This window comes from Flavobacterium noncentrifugens, from assembly GCF_900100375.1.
In the GTDB taxonomy this organism is placed as follows: Bacteria; Bacteroidota; Bacteroidia; order Flavobacteriales; family Flavobacteriaceae; genus Flavobacterium; species Flavobacterium noncentrifugens.
The window spans coordinates 1-22169 of sequence record NZ_FNEZ01000009.1 but is presented as its reverse complement, the minus strand read 5'-3'; the positions used below and the strand labels follow the sequence as shown (position 1 = coordinate 22169).

General features: G+C 42.4%; 14 protein-coding genes. 9 read left to right on the top strand and 5 right to left on the bottom strand.

Annotation, left to right across the window (positions count from 1 at the left end):
* Positions 1 to 3: 3 nt before the first annotated feature.
* The gene (locus tag BLS32_RS17650) at positions 4 to 2808 is read left to right on the top strand and encodes a T9SS type A sorting domain-containing protein (protein ID WP_091399237.1); all 2805 of its coding nucleotides are present in this window, start codon (positions 4 to 6) and stop codon (positions 2806 to 2808) included.
* A 73-nt stretch (positions 2809 to 2881) separates the two neighbouring features.
* Positions 2882 to 3379, top strand: a complete 498-nt coding sequence (locus BLS32_RS17645) for a DoxX family membrane protein (protein WP_091399234.1) — start codon at positions 2882 to 2884, stop codon at positions 3377 to 3379.
* Positions 3380 to 3433: 54 nt separating this feature from the next.
* Here the strand turns inward: BLS32_RS17645 and fumC are convergent, their stop codons facing one another.
* Positions 3434 to 4831, bottom strand: coding sequence for a class II fumarate hydratase (fumC, locus tag BLS32_RS17640; RefSeq protein ID WP_091399230.1), 1398 nt, complete (start codon positions 4829 to 4831; stop codon positions 3434 to 3436).
* Positions 4832 to 5121: 290 nt separating this feature from the next.
* Here fumC and BLS32_RS17635 point away from each other — a divergent pair, with 290 nt between their 5' ends.
* Positions 5122 to 5301 carry a hypothetical protein gene (locus BLS32_RS17635; RefSeq protein WP_091399228.1) on the top strand — a complete coding sequence of 60 codons (180 nt, stop codon included), beginning with the start codon at positions 5122 to 5124 and terminating at the stop codon, positions 5299 to 5301.
* Positions 5302 to 5346: 45 nt separating this feature from the next.
* On the opposite strand, the gene BLS32_RS17630 is transcribed toward BLS32_RS17635, so the two are convergent.
* Positions 5347 to 7806, bottom strand: coding sequence for a TonB-dependent receptor (locus BLS32_RS17630; protein WP_091399225.1), 2460 nt, complete (start codon positions 7804 to 7806; stop codon positions 5347 to 5349).
* Positions 7807 to 7900: 94 nt separating this feature from the next.
* Complete coding sequence (arsC, locus tag BLS32_RS17625; protein ID WP_091399223.1) at positions 7901 to 8242, bottom strand: arsenate reductase (glutaredoxin); 342 nt, start codon at positions 8240 to 8242, stop codon at positions 7901 to 7903.
* Between the two features lie 99 nt (positions 8243 to 8341).
* Here arsC and BLS32_RS17620 point away from each other — a divergent pair, with 99 nt between their 5' ends.
* The 3 genes from BLS32_RS17620 to BLS32_RS17610 are packed head-to-tail and all read left to right on the top strand — an operon-like array spanning position 8342 to position 10676.
* Positions 8342 to 9331: a CPBP family intramembrane glutamic endopeptidase gene (locus tag BLS32_RS17620; RefSeq protein ID WP_091399220.1), complete on the top strand. Its 990-nt coding sequence runs from the start codon at positions 8342 to 8344 to the stop codon at positions 9329 to 9331.
* On the top strand, positions 9318 to 10382 hold the full coding sequence (locus BLS32_RS17615) for an AMP-binding protein (RefSeq protein WP_091399326.1): 1065 nt from the start codon (positions 9318 to 9320) through the stop codon (positions 10380 to 10382). Before BLS32_RS17620 ends, BLS32_RS17615 begins: the two co-directional genes overlap by 14 nt.
* A 12-nt stretch (positions 10383 to 10394) precedes the next feature.
* A complete protein-coding gene (locus BLS32_RS17610; protein WP_170227614.1) occupies positions 10395 to 10676 on the top strand; it encodes a GNAT family N-acetyltransferase in 282 nt (93 codons plus the stop codon).
* Positions 10677 to 10678: 2 nt separating this feature from the next.
* Here BLS32_RS17610 and BLS32_RS17605 read toward each other — a convergent pair whose 3' ends face one another.
* Positions 10679 to 12301: a M1 family metallopeptidase gene (locus tag BLS32_RS17605; protein ID WP_091399324.1), complete on the bottom strand. Its 1623-nt coding sequence runs from the start codon at positions 12299 to 12301 to the stop codon at positions 10679 to 10681.
* A gap of 50 nt (positions 12302 to 12351) precedes the next feature.
* On the bottom strand, positions 12352 to 13980 hold the full coding sequence (locus BLS32_RS17600) for an acyl-CoA carboxylase subunit beta (RefSeq protein WP_091399321.1): 1629 nt from the start codon (positions 13978 to 13980) through the stop codon (positions 12352 to 12354).
* 202 nt (positions 13981 to 14182) lie between these two features.
* Between BLS32_RS17600 and BLS32_RS17595 the strand changes: the two genes are divergently transcribed.
* The 3 genes from BLS32_RS17595 to BLS32_RS17585 form a co-directional block, all read left to right on the top strand.
* Positions 14183 to 14827, top strand: a complete 645-nt coding sequence (locus BLS32_RS17595) for a DUF47 domain-containing protein (RefSeq protein ID WP_091399214.1) — start codon at positions 14183 to 14185, stop codon at positions 14825 to 14827.
* A gap of 28 nt (positions 14828 to 14855) precedes the next feature.
* Positions 14856 to 15935, top strand: a complete 1080-nt coding sequence (locus BLS32_RS17590; RefSeq protein ID WP_091399211.1) for an inorganic phosphate transporter — start codon at positions 14856 to 14858, stop codon at positions 15933 to 15935.
* A 227-nt stretch (positions 15936 to 16162) separates the two neighbouring features.
* Positions 16163 to 22169 (top strand): beta strand repeat-containing protein (locus BLS32_RS17585; RefSeq protein ID WP_091399209.1); only part of this gene is annotated, 6007 nt, incomplete at its 3' end.

Below are 22169 nucleotides of genomic sequence, written 5' to 3'. Positions count from 1 at the left end.
CTTATGAAAAAACTTTATGTTTTAGTGCTTGCTTTGGTTTCTTTGTACATGAATGCCCAGATCATCAATATTCCAGATCCGAATTTTAAATACCAGATGACCCATGCTTCGCCCGACGCGCCGTACCAACTCGCAAAGGACGCAGCTGGCAATTACATAACAGTTGATGTCAATCACAATGGCGAAATAGAAATGGACGAAGCAGCTTCGGTAGCATTTATCTGGACATCTGGAGCGTTTGGAAATCCGTTGGTGCCAATGCAAACCCTCGAAGGCATTCAAAGTTTTCAGAATCTTAAAGAGTTGTGGGTGGCTACTCAAAATATTCAGACACTCGATCTTTCTGGTATGCAGTCGTTAGAAAAATTAAAGGTTTCTTATGGGTACAGCGTCAGCATCCAGCAATTGCATCTGAATAATATGCCTGCACTGAAGCAACTGTCAATTACTGGGATAAACATCCCGACATTCTCATTTACCGGAACAACAAACCTGCAAACCCTAATCTGTGATCATACGACTGCAGCAATTGATTTTTCATGGTTTCCAAACCTTAAATCACTCAAATGGACGTACAGTACCGGGCTCAATCTGAGTAATATCAATTTGTTAACCAACTTAGAAGACTTGGATTTGAGTTACAACCAACTCGCATCGTTAAATATTGACGGGCTTACTAATCTAAAGACGCTCAATGTTTTGCGCAACAATCTCACGGCTCTTAATGTGGCCACATTTCCGGGATTGACTACTTTCGTGTGCTCCCAAAACCGCCTGACAGAGATAAACCTGAGCATTAATACGGCACTGATCAATCTAACGTGCCTGGCAAACCGCTTTACAAGCCTGGATGTATCGGCAAATACAAACCTTAAAGTTTTTAAGTGTACCAACAATGCTTTGACCCATTTGGAAGTGGGCACACTCATCAACCTGGATACATTGGCCTGCGCTATAAACCCGATTCCCACACTCGATGTACAAAATCTTTCTCATTTAAAATCTTTGGAAATCGTAAGTACAAATGTAGCCGAACTCAATTTGTCGAATTGCCATGAACTCGAAATATTGCAGCTTGACAATGCTTTTCTGACTTCTTTGGATCTGAGTGCTTTGCCTAACCTTAAAGAATTGAGTTGTGCATCAAATCCAATTAGAAGTATTGATTTTAGTGCCCAGTCGATGTTGAGGTTGGTGAATCTTTTTCGTACAAATATTCAAACCGTTGACATCAGCAACCAATCGATGCTGACAAGTTTTAACGTGGCCTACAACACGCAGCTCACCACGATATTTGCAAAAAACGGTACGCTCGAATCTACGTTTCGCGTAGACGGCAGTCCGGCGATTCAATATGTTTGCACAGATGAAAACCAGGTCGATGACCTCAAAAGTATTTTATCAGGTTATGGGCTGGCTTCGACAGTAGTCAATTCCTATTGCTCATTTGTTCCCGGAGGCACTTTTTATACGATTCGCGGAAACAGCCATTTTGATGATGACGAAAATGGTTGCGACGATTTAGATCTGATTTACCCAAATTTAAGGCTTGGTGTAACAGGCAATGCCGCAACAGGCGGTGTGATCTCAGATCATTTAGGAGCTTATCGCATCGATATCCAGTCGGGCACTTATACGCTGGAGCCTACACCGGAAAACCCTGGCTATTTTAATTTTTCACCGCCAACTGCAACTATAGGATTCCCATCAGCCGCAAGTCCGTTTTCACAGGATTTTTGCGTCACAAGAAATGGAAACCATCCCGATTTAGAAATTATAGTGATTCCGTTAGGAGCTGCGATTCCGGGTTACAGTACAGATTATAAAATCATTTATAAGAACAAGGGAACGCATGCACAATCGGGTGCAATCGTTTTTAGGTTTGATGATGCCGTTTTGGATTTTGATGCTGCAGTTCCAGCGCCAACTCCTGCGACAGGGTCGTTGTCCTGGAATTTCAGCGATTTGCAACCTTTTGAAACCAGGGAAATCATGCTGGCGTTGCATGTACATTCTCCAATGGACATTCCTGCCGTCAATACTGATGACGTTTTAACCTTTCATGCGACGGTTAACAGTCCGTCCACAGACGAAACGCCAGGCGACAACACTTTTGTATTGCAGCAAATTGCAGTTAATTCTATGGATCCGAATGACAAAACCTGTCTGGAAGGAAAAGAAATAGCACCGGAAATGGCGGGCAAATATGTACATTACCTGATCCGTTTTGAAAACACTGGAACATTTCTCGCCAAAAACATCGTTGTTTCAGATGTTATCGATACCGATAAATTTGACTTGTCGTCTTTAGTAGCGCTTGATGGCAGTCATAATTTTACTACAAAAATATCAGGCAGCAAACTTGAATTCCTATTCCGCGAAATCAATTTACCGTTTGACGATGCTAGCAACGATGGTTATTTATTATTCAAGATCAAGATTAAGCCAACGCTCACTTCGGGCGATTCTTTCAGCAATAAAGCCGAGATCTATTTCGATTACAATTTCCCTATTCTGACTAATACGGCAACGACAACCATTGCAGCGTTAGCAATTACCGATTTTAAATTTTCAGATTACTTCAAGTTGTATCCAAATCCGGCAAACGATGTTTTAAATATACAGCTTAAAAAAGAGGTCAAAATTTCTTCTGTAAGCATTTACAATACTTTAGGACAGTTAATTTTGATTAATACCAATTTTAGCCGCTCTGGATCGATTGATGTTTCGGCTTTAAAATCCGGAAATTATTTTATCAAGGTCAATTCAGATCAAGGAACTTCTAATGCAAAGTTCGTCAAGAAATAAAAACATTCAAACTTATGTAAAAGCCTTGCCACGTGCAGGGCTTTTTTTGTAACTTAGGTAGAAATGAAACACTATGAAAAAGTTCTTTGGAAAATTAAGAAAAGCAATTGAAAAGCGCGGAACCGACATTTTACGGATTTCCGTTGGGATCGTATTTTTCTGGTTCGGATTCCTGAAATTTTTTATTGATGCCAGTCCGGCCGAAGAAATCGCTTCAAGAACCATCTCATTAATCACTTTTGATTTGATGAAGCCCGAAGTTTCGATGCCTTTCCTGGCTGTTCTCGAATGCCTGATCGGAATTGGTTTGCTGACAAAAAAATACATGAAATATGCCATTCCGGTCATGTATTTCCAAATGGCGGGAACACTGCTGCCGTTGGTTATTTTTCCGGATGATACCTGGGAAACATTTCCATTTGTACCAACGCTTCTTGGACAATACATCATCAAAAATGCCGTGCTTATTTCTGCCGGAATCGTGCTTGGCGCCATCGCAAAAGGAGGGAAGCTCATCAACAATCCGGAAATTGCCCAGAAAGCCAAAGCTGAAGAAAATCAAAAAGAATAAAAAAGCCCGCGACGTTTATAGATCGCGAGCCAATTATTCATTGTTAACTATCAATTACTTCAAGCTTCCAACCATTTCTTCAGGTTTTACCCAGGCATCAAAATCTTCAGCAGAAACATAACCCAAACGAACCGCTTCGTCTTTTAAAGTCGTTCCGTTTTTGTGTGCCGTTTGTGCAATTTCAGCCGATTTATAATAACCGATTTTGGTATTCAAAGCTGTAACCAACATCAATGAATTGTCGACCAATTCTTTAATGCGTTTGTAATTTGGCTCAATTCCAGAAGCGCAATGTTCTTCAAACGACACACAAGCATCTCCTAACAACCGCGCCGATTGCAGGAAGTTTGCCGCCATCACGGGTTTAAAGACATTTAGTTCATAATGCCCCTGCATGCCGCCAACAGCGATCGCAACGTCGTTCCCGATAACCTGGGCACAAACCATCGTCAAAGCTTCGCATTGTGTCGGGTTTACTTTTCCAGGCATGATCGAAGAACCTGGTTCGTTTTCAGGAATGATGATTTCCCCAATTCCAGAACGCGGGCCAGAAGCGAGCATTCTAACATCATTTGCAATTTTATTCAAGGAAACGGCCAATTGTTTTAAAGCGCCATGTGCTTCAACAATCGCATCGTGTGAAGCCAAAGCCTCGAATTTATTTGGGGCAGTTACAAAAGGCTGTCCGGTGAATTTTGCAATGTATTCTGCTACTTTTATGTCGTAACCGTCAGGTGTATTCAATCCTGTTCCAACGGCGGTTCCGCCAAGGGCAACTTCAGATAAATGTGAAAGTGTGTTTTTCACGGCTTTGATTCCGTAATTCAATTGGGCAACATAACCAGAAAGTTCCTGTCCTAGAGTCAGCGGCGTGGCATCCATTAAATGGGTGCGCCCGATTTTTACGACATTGTTGAATTCAGATGATTTTGCTTGCAAAGTGTCGCGCAATTTTTCTACGCCCGGAAGCGTGACTTCAACAACGGCTTTATAAGCTGCAATGTGCATTCCTGTTGGGAACGTGTCGTTTGATGATTGTGATTTGTTGGCATCGTCATTTGCTTTTACAACAGCTTCGCCTTCGCCGATTTTGAATCCGGCAAGCACCTGCGCGCGGTTTGCAATGACTTCGTTCACATTCATATTGCTTTGCGTGCCCGATCCGGTTTGCCAGATGACGAGTGGAAACTGGTCGTCTAATTTACCGGCCAGGATTTCGTCGCAAACGGCAGCAATCGCATCGCGTTTTTCAACGGATAGAACACCGAGGTTGTGGTTTGCATAAGCTGCGGCTTTTTTGAGATAAGCAAAACCTTCGATGATTTCTTTTGGCATCGATGCCGATGGCCCGATTTTGAAGTTGTTGCGGGAACGTTCGGTTTGCGCGCCCCAATATTTGTCTGCCGGGACTTGAACTTCGCCCATCGTGTCTTTTTCTATTCTGTATTCCATTGTATTGATATGTTGGTTTTATGTTTGAATGTTGATTTGACTTTGAAACCCTAGCCCCGATAGCAGTGGAAATCCTTTTTGAAGCTTGCAAAGCGAAAAAAGATTGCAACGGATAGCGGGAAACAGCTCCTAAAAATAAAAAAATACCTAACAGCCACTGGCTGTTCTCCTTTTAATTTCAAATCCAAAAATACGGATAAATGTTATTTTATGAAAATTGATTTGGTTTTAATTGGTGAGAAAAAATAATAAACTTACATTTGCTCATAATTCAAAAAATTCCGGAAAACATGTTTGAATTTTCACAGTATTTAGGCTTTTTACTCTTCCTTTCGATTCTTACTTTAGGATTCTGGCTGATGTTTTTCTTGGTAGGATTCGTTTCTTACTGGGTTGGCGGTGCAAGCTGGGAGCTTTACAAGGAAAAGAGAGCGAAGAAAAAGCACGAAGATCAGCAATCAGCTTTATAGCTTTTGATTGCCACAAAAAAAAGGAACTCATTGAGTTCCTTTTTTTTATCCTGGAAATTCATCACTTCCGCCGTTGTCGTCACCGCGTTTTTTCTGCTGTTGTTTTTCCCCTTTTTTCTGATTGAACCTGTAAGTAAAGGAAAGTGTGGCCTGGCGCGTCCTCCATTGCATTTCGCTATATGAATTCAGGCTTTCCAGATAGGTTTCGGTAATTCGTTTGCGCGAATTGAACAAATCCTGCACGTTTAGCGCAATGGTCGCCTTGTCTTTTAATAAATCTTTGCTGAAGCCGAGGTTTACTGCGCCGTTCCCTTTATTTTTTCCCTGCGCCGTATTTTGTGGGCCGTTATACGTAAAATTCGTTTGCCAGTCGATTTTGTATGGAAGCGATATTTTAGAAGACAATCTTGTAAACCAGGAATTTGCCGTGTTGTTGAGGCTTTCGTTAACCGTAACAGGCAAACCTTGTTCGGTGACAGTGTATGAATATTCGCCTTCGGTTTTGTTGCGGAAGAAATTAAAATTGCTGTTGAGTTTCCACCATTTGAACGGATTGTAGTTTAAGGTGAACTCAAATCCAAAACGGGTTTCCTTACCCAAATTAACCGGCGAGCTGTAAATTACCGGCGTGCCGTCTACAAATTCTCCCGAAGGTGATCTTACAAACTGGAAAGAATCGGTTGTTTTGTTGATGTATGCCGAAGTACTCAGCGTTAATTTGCTCCAGCGTTTTAGAAAACCCAAATCAAAAGCGTCGGTTAGTGAAGGATCTAAATTTGGGTTTCCTTTAAAGATGTTGATCGCGCTCGAAAGGCTTGAAAACGGATTGATGAAACGGCCGCGCGGGCGTGAAATCCTTCTGCTGTAATTCAATGAAACGCTGCTTTTATCTGACACTTCATAAGTGAAAAAGGCGCTCGGGAAAAAGTTGTTGTATTTTTTCGTACTGAAATCGGCTGCCGTTAACTGGTTGATCGTGATTTTTGAATCTTCCCAACGCAGTCCGAGCAAGATCGAAAATTTATTGATTTTAGTACCAAATTGCGAATACAGCGCATTGATCTGTTCGCGGTAATCCAATACGTTTGTGTAACGGTAATCGTTTTCAAACAAACCTGTCATTGCATTTAAATTGTCTACTTTATAATCCGTGAAAAGCTTGTTGAAATCGCCTTTATAACCGGCTTCGAACTGGCTGGCTTTGCCAAGCGGCAATACATAATCGGTCTGGACGATGTTGCGCTGCTGCGTTTGGACATTGGCTGTATTTGTAATTGAAAGGTCTGTAATTTCCGAATTGTCGTTGTCGCGGTTTGATGAAAACGAACCATCGATCGTTAATTTGTGGCCTTCTTTTGTGAAATTCTTGACAAAATTCGTGTTGAATTCAGCTGATTTGCTTTCGCTGAACTGATCGTTAAATCGGTAATTGGTATATTGAAAAATATTTTGTGCATTAAAATTATCCGTGATTACCGTTTCAGGATTTCCACCGCTGTTCCTGCGTACATTGATGCTGTTGCTCCAGGTTGTTGATTTGTCTAAATACCAATCCAATCCAACATTTGAATTGTAGCCTTCGCTTGACCTTTCATTTTCTCGGCGTTCATTGGTATATTTTGAAGTGACGCCGTCTAAAAAATACTGGGAATCTGTTCTTGAATTTCCGTTGTTTTGTCGGTTGCTGTAGCCTGTGGTCGTGTATAAATTAAATTGCTCGGTTTTGTAATTTACATTTCCCGAAACACCATAATTTTTCGGATCTCCGGCAGATAAAATAATGGTTCCGTTGATGCCCTGGTTTTTTCCTTTTTTGAGGATGATGTTCAACAATCCGCCGCCGCCTTCTGAATCGTAACGCGCAGACGGATTCGTAACGACTTCTACTTTATCAATTGCATCGGCCGGAATCTGGCGCAATGCTTCGGAAATATTGATCGCATTAGACGGACGTCCATCAATTAAAATCCGAACATTGTCATTTCCGCGCAAAGCGATCGTTCCATCGGCATCGACCGTAACTGACGGAATATTGTCGAGTACATCGCTTACGGTTCCGCCTTTTACAAGCAGATCCTGCCCGACGCTGTATACTTTTTTATCGAGTTTAATTTGAACCGTTGTCGCTTCGGCACGTACTTCAACGGCCTGGAGTTGCGTCGCATCTTCATCGAGTCCGACAGTTCCCAGATTGGTGTTTTCAGTAATGTTTTTGGATTTGATTTCAGTGGCTTTGAAGGAAATGAACTCGACTTTGATGTCGTAAGTTCCTGGAGTCACATCAACGTCAAATTCGCCTTTGTTGTTTGTAATTCCGCCGGCGATAGATTTTGGGTTTTTGGTATTGGTCAGCGTAATTGTTGCGTATTCTAAAGGTTGCTTGCTGATTTTTTCAGTTACATTTCCGGTAACTTTAACTTTTGTGGCTGCCGGTCTTTCTTGTGCAAAACTTGTAAAAACCGATAGGAGTAAGGTGAGGAAAAGTGCGAATGTGATTTTTTTCATAGGTTATAATTAAATGCTCTGCGTAAGAACACAAAAGTAGGAGTTGGTTTAGCGGGCGTTTCACAAAGGTTTGTTAAAACATTTAGCTTGGATATTAAATAATTTCCGCTGCTTTTTCCATTGGTCTTGCGATGATTGCTTTGTCGCCGTTGATGACGATCGGGCGTTCGATCAGGATGGGATTTTGAACCATCGCTTTGATGATTTCGGCATCGGATAAAGTTTTGCTTTTGAATTTTTCGATCCAGATGGGTTCTTTCGTGCGAACAACTTCTATCGGTTTCATGCCGAGTTTCTTGATGATGGATTGCAATTCGTCAAATGTTGGGACGTCAACCAGATATTTAATGACTTCAAATTCTTTTCCGGATTCTTCAAGAAAGGCAAGGCAACTCCTTGATTTTCCGCAGCGTGGATTGTGTAAGACCTGGATCATATTTATGCTATATTTTTTTACAAAGTAATTGATTTAATTTTAAAAATAACCTAAATTGGACCAACGTAAAATTGGCTGCAGCCGAGAAAATCAAAACGCATGTTTATAGAACAAGGCATCAAGCCTGAAAATAAATTCTGGAAATACCTGATTGGTTCAACCCTGATCATTTTTGCATCGGCAGTAGGAAATTTACCTTTGGGAATTGGTGTTTTCATCAAAGCATATACAACCGGAAAAGGCATTCCGACTTCCTCGGTTGATTTAATGACGATGCTTGATTCGAACCTGACTTTATTTTTACTGATGCTGTCGTTCGTATTTGCGATCATCGGTTTTTTTATAGTAGTCAAATACCTGCACCACCAAACCATTCGCGAGGTTACGACTGCCAGGAGAAAAACCGATTGGGGCAGGATTTTATTTTCTTTTGCACTATGGGGCATTTTTACAGCTGCTGCAACGGCTTATTCGTATTATGAAAACCCTCAGGATTTCATCGTCAATTTTAAGCCGGTTCCTTTTCTGATCTTGCTCGTCATTTCAGTTGTTATGATCCCGATTCAGACTTCGACCGAAGAATATGTTTTTAGGGGTTATTTAATGCAGGGTTTTGGAAATTTGTCGATGAACAAATGGTTTCCGCTTCTGATGACTTCGGTAATTTTCGGGACAATGCACATTTTAAATCCCGAAGTTGAAAAAATCGGATACATTTCGCTCGTATATTATATAGGTACAGGTTTGTTTCTGGGAATTTTGGTTTTGATGGATGACGGGCTTGAGCTTTCCCTGGGTTTTCACGCCGCTAACAATCTCGTTGGTGCACTGCTGATTACATCCGATTGGTCGGTTTTCCAAACGGAATCGGTGTTGAAAGATGTTGCAGAACCAACTGTAGGCTATGACATTCTTTTCCCAATCGTGGTTATTTTCCCCATACTTTTATTTATCTTTAGTAAAAAATACGGCTGGAGCGATTGGAAAGACAGGCTTACCGGAAATTTGGTTTTTCCATCCGAAGGCATTTCCCAGCTCGCAGACGACCGACTCATTAATGAAATACCAGAAGACAATGACAACGCTTAACGCAACCCCAACGTATCATAACGTTCACAACAGTTTCAAGCTCAACGGCTTTCACCTCGATAAAGATGATTTATGCCGTGTGGCCTACAGTTTTATTAAAGAAGGCGATGATTTTGAAAAACCCGTGGGCAATTTTCTGCTTGACTGGTTTGACAACAATCCGTACATCGACATCAATACTTCAGGAAGCACGGGAACACCAAAACGCATTCGCGTAGAAAAACAGGCGATGGTCAATTCGGCGTTGGCAACAGGCGATTTTTTCGATCTTGCTCCGGGGAATAAAGCGCTTCATTGCCTTCCGGCGAAATACATCGCAGGCAAAATGATGTTCGTTCGCGGATTTATTTTAGGTTTAGACATGGATTTTGTGGCCCCGAATTCGACTCCGCTAAAAAACAATGACACGGTTTATGATTTTGCTGCGATGGTTCCGTTGCAGGCAAAACATTCACTGGAAGAATTGAAAAACGTCAAAAAAGTCATCATCGGCGGCGTTTACATCCATAGGACGCTTGAAGATGCATTGGCAGAATTGCCAACAGAAGTCTATGAAACATACGGCATGACCGAAACCATCACGCATATTGCCGCGAAAAGAGTAGGCGAGCAGGCTTTTACGGTGTTGCCAAATGTCACGATTTCTTATGACGACAACAATTGCCTCGTGATCCATGCGCCAAGAATTTCCGACGAAGTCATCGTAACCAACGACCTTGTTGAATTGGTCAATGAAAACCAGTTTATTTTCCTGGGACGTTTTGACAATGTCGTAAACAGCGGCGGCATCAAATTAATTCCGGAACAGATTGAAGAGAAATTATCAGGCAAAATCCAGTCGAGGTTTATGTTTGGCGGGCTTCCGGATGAGCAGCTTGGAGAAAAACTTGTGTTGGTGCTCGAAGGGGAAGAACGCGCACTCGAGCCTCATGTTTTTGAAGAGCTCGATAAATATGAACGTCCGAAAGCCATATTATTTGTTCCAAAATTCGCCGAAACCGAAACCGGGAAAATGATGCGAAAAGAAATATTAAAAGAAGCCGCAAATTAAGCGGCTTTTTTGTTGGATGTTAACAGGCGCATGTTATTTGGCTGTCATTTTCAGGTGCAATTGTTTTGGGATGCGCAGCGTTTTTTATATCTCGATTGCCTGTATTTAGAGCCTGATTTCCGGGGAATGAAAATTGGTGATCGGGTTTTTGAGCACCTGAAAGAAGTTGCAAAAGCAAATCATTGCGGGAACATTCAATGGCAAACGCCGGTATTTAGTGAAAAAGCAATTGGGTTTTACCGCAGGATCGGCGCATTTGAAAAGGAAAAATTGCGGGTTTTTATCAATCTGTGAAATTATAGTTTTTGAACTTCGACATAAAACCTGTTTTGCGCGACGGTTACATCTTTAATATTTTTAACGGTAAACTTCGTTGATTGCCATTTATTGCTTGCGTTTAAGCGAAAATTTTTGTGATTCGCAGTAATTTCAACAGGCATTTCAAAATCAGGCTCATCGGTAACCCAACGGTATTCGACTGCTTTTTTATTTTTGCGGAGTTGCAGGATCGGGATGTTTTTGTAACGAAGGTATTGATTGAAAACCGGCGTCAGGTACATTCCGGTTTCTGCATTAAAAAAATCAACGGCATCTTTTGTTTCAATGATCTGGTGGCGGAAATGGTTCGAATAATCCAAAAGCACTTTCCAGAATTTTGTATCCTCATTGATTATGCTCCGGATCGTATTCAGCATCAGCGCGCCTTTGTAATACATATCGCCCGAACCTTCATTGTTCACGCCATATTTCCCAATAACAGGCTTGTCGTTCTGCACGTTTTTTTTGAGTCCGTTGACATAAGCCATTGCTTTTTCAATCCCAAACTGGCATTCTAAAAACACGGTTTCGGAATAACAGGTAAAGCTCTCGTGAATCCACATATCGGCCACATCTTTAGACGTAATGCTGTTGCCAAACCATTCGTGTCCACTTTCGTGGATGGTGATAAAATCAAACAACAATCCGTTTCCGGTGCCCGACAGATCACTGCCTTTGTAACCTTGCTTGAAGTTGTTTCCATAAGCTACTGCGCTTTGATGTTCCATGCCGAGATAGGGCGTTTCAACCAATTTATAGCCGTCTTCAGGAAACGGATAGTTGCCAAATTTCGATTGAAAACAATCCATCATCGGTTTGACTTCCTCAAAATGTTTTTTTGCAATTTCTTCGTTATAAGACAGCACATAATAATCAAGATCCAATCCTTTGTAATGGTCATGAATGTGTGCATAATCGCCGATGTTGGCCGTAATGTCATAATTGTTGATTGGGTTTTTGACTTCCCAATCCCAGCGTGTATAGCCGTTTTTTAAATCCTGGCTTCCGATAAATCTGCCGTTGGAAACATCCATTAAACCATTTGGAACAGCGATTTTAATGGTCGCGCCATTGTCCGGTTCGTCAGATTGGGAATCTTTTACAGGATACCACAAACTGGCTCCGGTTCCTTGTACGGCCACGCCAATCCACGGTTTTCCGTTTTGATCTTTCGAAAATACGAATCCGCCATCCCACGGTGCACGTTTGGCAACAATAGGATTTCCAGAATAATACACACGGATTTTTTGCTGGGAATTTTTTAGAACCGGATTTTCAAAAGAGATAAAAACCGCATCGAATTCCCGTTTATAAGGTAATTTTTTGGAGTTAAAAATAATGCTGTCGATTTTCATGTTTTCGAACAAATCGACCTGGATCTTATTCGTTTCTTCAACAGCTTTAAAAGCGATTTCGTTATAGCCGGAAATGAATCTTTCATCAGGATTGACCTTAATATTGAGATCATAGTGAAGCACATCGTATGACGTCCTTTCAAAACGAAGGCCGCCGTGAAGGGAATCCCTTTTGGTAAAATTTTCCTGGGCGAAAATGTTCTGGAGTCCGATACATAACAATGACGCAATTGCAATTTTTCTCATAATGCCAAATTTCTCCATTTAGTAACTATTTTTATTTTTTGTCACCGAAATCAGACCTGAATCACGCCCAGATTAAATTTCTTTTCAATAGGCGCGTGGTTTGCCGCTTCTATTCCCATAGAAATCCAGGTTCTGGTGTCAAGCGGATCGATAACTGCATCGGTCCAGATTCGTGACGCTGCATAATAAGGAGACACCTGTGCATCGTAACGCGCTTTTATTTTGTCGAATAATTCAGCTTCTTTAGCCTCATCAACGACTTCGCCTTTGGCTTTTAATGAAGATGCTTCGATTTGCGCGAGCACCTTCGCGGCCTGAGTTCCGCCCATCACGGCAAGTTCGGCACTTGGCCAGGCAAATATCAATCTCGGATCGTATGCTTTTCCGCACATCGCGTAATTTCCTGCCCCGTAGGAATTTCCTACGATTACGGTAAATTTCGGCACGACCGAATTCGAAACCGCATTCACCATTTTCGCGCCGTCTTTAATGATGCCGCCGTGTTCCGATTTGGAACCAACCATAAATCCGGTAACATCCTGAATGAAAACGAGCGGGATTTTCTTCTGGTTGCAATTCGCAATAAAACGCGTGGCCTTATCGGCAGAATCTGAATAGATCACACCGCCAAACTGCATTTCGCCTTTTCCGGATTTGACAACTTTTCTTTGATTGGCTACAATTCCCACAGCCCAGCCGTCAATTCGGGCATAACCTGTTAAAATGGTTTGACCGTAGCCGTCTTTATACGCTTCAAATTCAGAATTATCGACCAAACGGTTGATGATTTCCATCATGTCATACTGTTCGTTCCTTGCTTTTGGCAAGATTCCGTAAATGTCTGCTTCGTTCATTGCCGGTTTTTCAGACTTGATCCTGCTGAAACCCGCCTTATCAAAATCGCCGATTTTATCTACGATATTCCGGATCCTGTCCAAAGCATCTTTATCGTCTTTTGCTTTGTAATCGGTTACACCTGAAATTTCACAATGCGTCGTGGCACCGCCAAGAGTTTCATTGTCGATCGATTCGCCAATTGCAGCTTTTACTAAATAGCTTCCGGCGAGGAAAATACTTCCGGTTTTATCAACGATCATCGCTTCGTCGCTCATGATTGGCAGGTAAGCGCCACCGGCAACACAGCTTCCCATAACGGCTGCAATCTGGATAATTCCCATGCTGCTCATGACGGCATTGTTCCTGAAAATACGCCCGAAATGCTCTTTGTCTGGGAAAATTTCGTCCTGCAACGGGAGATAAACCCCGGCGCTGTCAACGAGATATATAATAGGTAGACGGTTTTCGATAGAGATTTCCTGCGCACGAAGGTTCTTTTTTCCGGTGATCGGAAACCAGGCTCCGGCTTTTACGGTCGCGTCATTGGCAACAACAACGCATTGCTTTCCTTTGATGTAACCAATTTTCACCACCACTCCGCCCGATGGGCAACCGCCGTGTTCTGCATACATGCCATCGCCGGCAAAAGCAGCAATTTCTATGCTTTTTGCTTTCGGGTCAAGCAGGTAGTCGATGCGTTCTCGGGCAGTCATTTTGCCTTCACCATGCAGTTTTTCGATGCGTTTTTCGCCGCCGCCAACTTTCACTTTGGCAAATCGCTGTTTTAAATCGGACAGTAAAAGTTTGTTGTGGTCTTCGTTTTTGTTGAAGTTCAAATCCATATTGCTATTGTCTTGTTGGGCAGAATAAAATAAAAATTCGTACGAATTTGTTTCGTATTTTTGAGTTGCTAAAGTACGAAAACGATTGAAATAAAAAATATCCGGCACCGCAATCGTTCAAAATTTGGCAAGGCCGTAATTTTTTATAAATTAATGTTAACTTAACATTGGAAGTTTACATTTGCACCATAAAATTTCAGACATGACATTAAACAGCATTTTCCAGTTTTTAGTTCCGAAAGACAAGAAATTCCTACCGCTTTTTGAACAGGCTGCGGCCAATTTGATCCTTTTAGCAGAAACACTTCACGAAGCGATCAACGTTCCAAGGGTTGAAAGGGAAGAATATTTCAGGAAAATTGAAGAACTTGAAGCCAGAATTGAGGAAATTACGCATACCACGCATCTGGAATTGAGCCGTAATTTTATTACGCCTTTTGACCGCGAAGACATTCACTCCCTGATTAAAGCGATCGATAATGTTGCCGATTACATGCATGGAGCGGCGAGCAGGATGCGTTTGTACCAGGTAGAAAAAATCACAAAATCGATCCGTAAATTAACCGAAATCAACCTTGAGGCTTGTCAATTAATTGGTGTAGCGATCGGGGAGTTGAAAGACCTCGAAAACCACAAGAAAATCAGCGATGCCTGCAAGAAAATCAACAAGCTTGAAAGCAAAGCCGATACTGTTTTTGACAAAGCGGTGGCTGATATTTTCGAAAATGAAACCGACGCGAAAAACATCATTAAATATAAAGAAGTATTGTCGGCACTGGAATCTGCATCGGATAAATGCAAGAGCGTTGCTAATGTTTTAGAGCAGATCTCTGTGAAGCATTCCTAAATAATAAGTTTAAAACGAAACACACTTTATGGATTTTACGTTACTTATTATCATCATCATCCTTGCTTTAATTTTTGACTACATCAATGGTTTTCACGATGCGGCCAATTCGATTGCAACGATTGTTGCGACTAAAGTACTAACGCCTTTTCAGGCCGTTTTATGGGCAGCGATGTTCAACTTTGCGGCTTATTTTATTTCGAAATATATCATTGGAGAATTTAAAATCGGGAATACGATCGCCAAATCGGTGGATGAGCATTTCATCACGCTTGAAGTCATTTTAGCCGGACTGGTCGCGGCGATCATCTGGAACCTGGTAACCTGGAAACTTGGGATTCCGTCCTCATCTTCACATACTTTACTTGGTGGATTTATGGGCGCAGCATTGGCGAAAGCCGGTGTTTTCTCCCAGATCATTGACGGAAAAGAAATCGATGTCATCAATTATGCTAAAGTGGTACCAACTTTTCTATTCATATTCCTTGCGCCACTCATTGGTTTGATCATCGCCTATTTTATAACGGTACTGATTTTAAACATCTGCAAAAAAGCAAATCCATCCAAAGCCGACCGCTGGTTTAGAAGGCTGCAATTGGTTTCTTCGGCTCTATTTAGTTTGGGGCACGGAGGAAATGACGCGCAGAAAGTCATGGGAATTATCGGGGCAGCTGTCATTTGTTACCACATGAACATGGGCGATGTGGCCTATACTTCGCTTGAAAGCGCCGATCGTTTTGCGCATTTTGTTGAAGATTGGGGCTGGGTTCCATTCGTGAGTTTCACCGTAATTGCACTTGGAACATTGAGCGGCGGGTGGAAAATTGTTAAAACGATGGGAACGAAGATCACTAAAGTCACGCCGCTTGAAGGTGTTGCTGCCGAAACAGCCGGAGCGATCACTTTATATTTAACAGAGCATTTCGGGATTCCGGTTTCGACGACACATACCATTACGGGAAGTATCATTGGGGTTGGGATTACCAAGAGAATCTCGGCAGTGCGCTGGGGCGTCACGATCAATTTACTTTGGGCTTGGGTATTGACGATTCCGGTTTCAGCCTTGCTTGCAGCGATCGTTTATTATATCTTCAGTATTTTCATGTAACAGAATTACATACGCAAAAGCAACATGCTTTTATACAAAAATGCTCAAAATGGGCAGATGTATAAAAGCATTTTTTTTGGATTTGATAATAAAGGACTGTTAAAAATAATAAAAGAATGTTTTTAGTCGATGATTTAAGCATATAATCGAAATTGCGGATTATTAGTAACGAGTGATATAGGTTTGGATGTACATTCGCTGGCTAATTAAATTTATTCCAAAATTTTATGATTAAAAACTACCAAACTTTTTGCAAAGGCAGGGATGCTGTGCTTAAAGGAAAAAGCCACGTTTCGTGGTTGAGTAGCGTCATGCTGATGCTGCTGTTTTTCTCAGTGTCTGAAAGTTATGCTCAGGCAAGTGCTTATACTTTTGCACAAACCTCAGGAACTTTTACGCCACCTGTATCAGGTTTGGTTGATGCTGCTGGAGTAACTTCAACTGTTCCCGCAGCGATTTTAGCTACCAATTGGGATGATAACAGGGTTACATTGACAATGCCCTTTAGCTTTTCATTTGCTACGGTAAATTACAATCAGGTGACACTTTCTGCAAATGGATTTTTTGTATTTGGTTCATCCATTTCAGCAACTGGTGCTGGCGCCGATTTCGTGAGTGGTACAAATCTAGATGGATTGTATTTGGGTGGAACCATTACAAATTCTGGAGTAGCGGCTTTCAATGTCGACCAGCAAATCAATACAAGTACAGCGTTTACGGCCACTAGAAGTACTTCTTCAGCTGTGATGACAGCGGTGTCTTCAGTTGCCGGACTTAAGGTTGGGATGCGTATTGAGGGAACTGGTGTTACATCTGGGACAATCATTACAGCAATTGGAACAAATACGATTACACTTAGTAAGATCCCTAATAGTGCCGGAAGTGCCAGTTATACTCCGTATTCTGGAGTCTATGCTTCGGTTTTAGGAACTTCGCCAAATAGATCATATGTAATTACATTAGTAGGAGCGAGGCGTTATCAAATTGCTGCCGATAGTTTTGATTATCAATATATTCTGAATGAAGGAACCAATACGGTTCAAATCGTATATGGAAGTTCAAGTACAACTTCTACTGCGGCAAATAACGTTCAAGTAGGAATCAGGACAACTACATCAGATTTCTCTTCAAGAACAACAGCTACAAGCTGGGCATCTACAACAGCAGGATCTGCAAATACGGATAAATGCGCGGTTTTAAATACGATTTTGCCGGCATCTGGCTTAACATTTACATGGACACCAGCGGTTTTGACTGCTTGTGTTACTCCAACAGCACAGCCAACCGCATTGGTATTTAACACTGTAACAACAACGTCAATTACAGGTTCGTTTACAGCAGCAAGCCCTGCACCAAGCAAATACCTTGTTGTAAGAAGTACGAGTGCTACAGCACCAACTCCGGTAAACGGAACAACTTATGCTGTTGCTGCTACAACTTTAGGAGCGGGGACTTATATTGTACAAAATTCAAATGCAGTTACTTTTACCGACAGTAGTTTAACCTCTGGTGTAAAATATTATTACTATATATATTCTTACAATGATGTTTGTACAGGTGCTCCGTATTACAATTCGGTATCGCCTTTAAGCGGAAACAAAGCTACGGCTTGTGCAGCTGCTACATCATTGGCCAATACAAGCATTACAAATGCTTCTGCCAGCTTAACCTGGACAGGTTCTGGAAATTATATCGTTGAGTATGGCGCTACCGGTTTTACGCAAGGAACAGGCGCGACTGCAGGAACAGGTGGTACGATCGCTTCAAGCGCAGCTACTTCACCATATACGCTCAGCGGGTTATCGGCAAGCACAACTTACCAGGTTTATATCAGACAAGTGTGCCCGATTGAAGGTTATAGTGCGAATTCGGCAGCTACATCATTTACTACTTTGTGTAATGGAGTGGCATTGCCGCTTTCAAACGGATTTACTTCAACGTCAATTCCGTCTTGTTGGAAAATCACACAAGTTACATCTGCAACGACAAATCCGGCAATTACATTTCCTGCATCGGGTACTAGCCCTACAACTTCTGCATTAACAACTTTAGGCGCCAATATGGTGATGTTCGGGTCCTTTACCTCAAGCACTGCGGGCGGACAACAAAGATTAATGGCTGCACCATTAACGACGGTAGGGAATACCAGTGTTGATGTGAATTTTCAATGGAGAAATGAGAACAATGCTTCTTATAGTACAGCAGCATTCCTAAATGAAGGCGTTCAGGTGCAATATTCGCTAGATGGTATTACTTATGTAAATGCCGGTTCGTTTTTTCCAAGACATGATGCAACAGTAACTTCTGGTACAGCAGTATGGAAATCGAAAACCGTAACATTACCGGCTGCGGCTGCAGGTGCTGTAAAACTTTATGTAGGTTTCTTGTTTACTGCCCAGGCAGGGGACAACTGTTACCTTGATGAAGTGAGCATTATCGAAACGCCAAGCTGTATTGTTCCAACGACAGTTGCAACTGCAAGCGTTACGGCACATACTGCAAATGTTACTTTTGCTTCTGCTGGAACAAGCTTTATTGCTGAATATGGACCAACAGGCTTTACTCCGGGAACTGCAGGAGTTGCAGGAACAAACGGAACTGTGATAACAGGAACTTCTTCGCCTATTGCGCTTTCAGGTTTGACTGGCAGTACGGGTTATGATGTATATGTACGTCAGAATTGTACCGCAGCAAGCAATGGTTACAGTGCAAATGGAACTAAAGCTTCATTTACGACTGCAGTAGCATGTCCGGCACCAACGGCTCCGGCAAGCAACTCAGTAACTGCAAAAACAGCGAATGTTACTTTTACAGGAACAGGATCAAGCTATATTGTTGAATATGGACCAACAGGATTTACACCTGGAACAGGAGCAACCGCCGGAACAAACGGAACTGTTGTTACAGGAACGTCTTCACCAATAGCACTTTCAGGCTTAACGCCGGTCACAGGTTATGATGTCTATGTAAGAAGCAATTGTATTGCGGCCAGCGATGGTTTTAGCGTGAACACCACCAAAATTTCGTTTACGACTTTGGTAGCGTGCGCAGCTCCAACTGCTCCAGGAAGAAATGCACTTGCGGCAAGAACTGTCAATATTACTTTCACAGGTACAGGATCAAGTTATGTCGTTGAATATGGACCAACAGGATTTACGCCAGGAACATCAGCAACTGCCGGGACAAATGGAACTGTTGTTACAGGTTCGGCTTCTCCGGTAGCACTTTCAGGTTTAACACCAAGTACTGGATATGATGTGTATGTAAGACAAAATTGTACCGCTGCCAGCGATGGATACAGTCTTAACACTACGAAACTTTCATTTACGACTTTGGTCGCTTGTTCAGTTCCGACATCACCATCGGCGGGAACGATCACGCCTCATACCGCAAACATTTCGTTCACTTCAACAGGAACTGCTTTTGTTGTAGAATATGGACCAACAGGATTTACTCCGGGCTCAGGAATTACGGCTGGTACCAATGGAACTATTGTTTCAGGAACAGCGTCTCCAATTGCGCTTTCAGGACTTGCCGGCAATACAGCTTATGATGTCTATGTAAGACAAAACTGTACGGCTGCAACTGATGGATACAGTACAAATTCTACAAAAGCGTCTTTCACAACATTAGTAGCTTGTGCAGCTCCAACAGCTTTAACAGCAAATGCAATCACGACGACTGGTGCAAGCATGGCATTTACCGGAAGCGGTTCATCTTATATTATTGAATACGGTCTTTCAGGTTTTACACCAGGAACAGGAGCAACTGCAGGAACAAACGGAACTGTTGTTACGGGTTCTGCATCTCCAATTGCCATTTCTGGATTATCATCTGGAACTACTTACGATGTTTATGTAAGAAACAATTGTACAGCATCAAGCGAAGGTTATAGTCTGAACAGCACAAAAGCTACTTTTGCGACTTTGTGTACGCCAACTACTGCTTTTCCAAGTACAGAAACATTTGCGTCATATCCTCCGAATTGCTGGAGAGAAGGTTTGTCAGGAACTGTTGCGGCAGGTCCTACGACAACTGGTGTCGATGTAAATGCCTGGACTGCAGACGGATTTGCGAACTCTGGTTCTACTGGTGCTGCAAAATTCAATATTTATGACGAAAATTTGGTGAGCTGGTTGCTTTCGCCTCAATACACCTTGAATCCAAATTTAAGATTGAAATACAATGTTGCAGCCAATCAATACGGTACTTCAACGGCGTTAACCAGTGCTTGGGAAAGTGATGACAGCGTACAATTGCTTATCACCACTACTGCAGATAATACAAACTGGACCGTTTTGAAAACATACAATACTGCAAATGTTCCGGCTTTTGCAGGCCAACTGGAATCAATCGATTTGCCTGCAACTTACAATGGACAAACGGTTCGTTTTGCATTCAGGGTTGTTGAAGGTGTCTCAGCAGGTGCTGCCGATATTGATTTCTTCATAGACAATTTCACTATCGAAGGAATTCCACCGGCATTGACTTTAAGTGCTGCTACAAGTACGATCTGTGCAGGCGAAAATTCAACTCCGGTGACCATCACTTCTACACATTCAAATTACGACACTTATGTATGGTCTCCTGCTACAGGTGTAAGTGGCACTCCAGCTGCAGGTTATACATTTAACCCAACAGCTACAACAACTTATACGCTTACAGCTACGCAAACAAGCGGCAACATGTTGACAACTACGGCTACCCATACCGTAACTGTAAACCCGGTGCCAACAGCAATTGTGCTTGATACGCCAACAGCATCGATTTGCGTAGGAAGTATTCAAAAAATTGAAGCGACTGGCGGAGTTGCGGTATTGTCAAAAGGGGCAAGTTCGGGAACGATCAACCTCGCTATTCCAGACAATAGCGCTACAGGAGTCCAAAGGGCATTGGCCGTTTCGGGAATTCCTGCAGGAGCGACAATAAATAAAGTTGATGTTACTTTTAGCCTTACACATAGTTTTCTACCGGATGCCGAAGTCACATTAACTGCTCCTAATGGAAAAGTGATTGCGCTGGTAGCAGATCAGGGCAGTACTACTGTCGCTGGTTCTTACAATGATGTCGTGATTACTTCAGACAACACTGCTCCGGCATTGGCTTCTACTGCAGCTGCAATTACCGGAACATTTAAAGCAAATGCAGTAACTGCGGGAAGTTTAAAAGGTTCGTTCGGATCAAATTTAACAACTAATTTTGCTGATTTGCTTACTACAGTAAATGGAAGCTGGACTGTTGGTGCCTATGATGATTTTGGTTCAGATACAGGAACTCTTGTGAGTTGTTCTATTTCGATAACTTATACTGCCCAGTCAATAACATGGTCACCGGCAGCAAACTTATTTACTGATGCGGCTACGACGGTTGCTTATGTAGCAAATACGCATGCTGCAACAGTTTACGCTAAACCGCTGACGACAACAACATATATCGCAACTTCAGTTACCGGAACTTGCCAGAAATCGGCTGCTTCACTAATTACGGTGAACCCGATCCTAACGCCGGCATTTGATGCAGTTGCACCAATTTGTTCAGGGGCTGCCTTATCGGCTTTGCCAACAACATCAACAAATAGTGTAACAGGAACCTGGTCTCCAGCGTTAAACAATACCGCTACAACAGAGTATACGTTTACGCCAACAGCCGGACAATGTACGAGTGCAACGCTTACGAAACTAACCATCACGGTAAACCCGATTGTAACGCCTATATTCGATGCAGTAGCGCCAATTTGTTCAGGAGCTGCCTTATCGGCTTTGCCAACGACTTCTACAAACAACGTAACAGGAACCTGGTCGCCAGCATTGAACAATACGGCTACTACACAGTATACGTTTACGCCAACAGCCGGACAATGTACCAGCGCGACGCTTACGACGATGACCATCACGGTTAATCCGATTGTAACACCAGCATTTACGCAAGTGTCACCAATCTGTTCAGGGGCTGCCTTATCGGCTTTGCCAACAACATCAACAAATGGTGTAACAGGAACCTGGTCACCAGCATTGAACAATACCATTACGACTCAATATACGTTTACGCCTACTGCCGGGCAATGTGCCACTACAACGACGATGACCATTACGGTGAACCCGATTGTAACGCCTACATTCAACGCAGTTGCACCAATTTGTTCAGGGGCTGCCTTATCGGCTTTGCCAACGACATCAACAAATAGTATTACGGGAACCTGGTCACCGGCATTGAACAATACCACGACAACTGAGT

Bases quoted from the DNA above. Each gene is read 5' to 3' on its own strand.
- BLS32_RS17650 (WP_091399237.1), top strand. From the start codon at position 4: ATGAAAAAACTTTATGTTTTAGTGCTTGCTTTGGTTTCTTTGTACATG.
- BLS32_RS17645 (WP_091399234.1), top strand. From the start codon at position 2,882: ATGAAAAAGTTCTTTGGAAAATTAAGAAAAGCAATTGAAAAGCGCGGA.
- fumC (WP_091399230.1), bottom strand. From the start codon at position 4,831: ATGGAATACAGAATAGAAAAAGACACGATGGGCGAAGTTCAAGTCCCG.
- BLS32_RS17635 (WP_091399228.1), top strand. From the start codon at position 5,122: ATGTTTGAATTTTCACAGTATTTAGGCTTTTTACTCTTCCTTTCGATT.
- BLS32_RS17630 (WP_091399225.1), bottom strand. From the start codon at position 7,806: ATGAAAAAAATCACATTCGCACTTTTCCTCACCTTACTCCTATCGGTT.
- arsC (WP_091399223.1), bottom strand. From the start codon at position 8,242: ATGATCCAGGTCTTACACAATCCACGCTGCGGAAAATCAAGGAGTTGC.
- BLS32_RS17620 (WP_091399220.1), top strand. From the start codon at position 8,342: ATGTTTATAGAACAAGGCATCAAGCCTGAAAATAAATTCTGGAAATAC.
- BLS32_RS17615 (WP_091399326.1), top strand. From the start codon at position 9,318: ATGACAACGCTTAACGCAACCCCAACGTATCATAACGTTCACAACAGT.
- BLS32_RS17605 (WP_091399324.1), bottom strand. From the start codon at position 12,301: ATGAGAAAAATTGCAATTGCGTCATTGTTATGTATCGGACTCCAGAAC.
- BLS32_RS17600 (WP_091399321.1), bottom strand. From the start codon at position 13,980: ATGGATTTGAACTTCAACAAAAACGAAGACCACAACAAACTTTTACTG.
- BLS32_RS17595 (WP_091399214.1), top strand. From the start codon at position 14,183: ATGACATTAAACAGCATTTTCCAGTTTTTAGTTCCGAAAGACAAGAAA.
- BLS32_RS17590 (WP_091399211.1), top strand. From the start codon at position 14,856: ATGGATTTTACGTTACTTATTATCATCATCATCCTTGCTTTAATTTTT.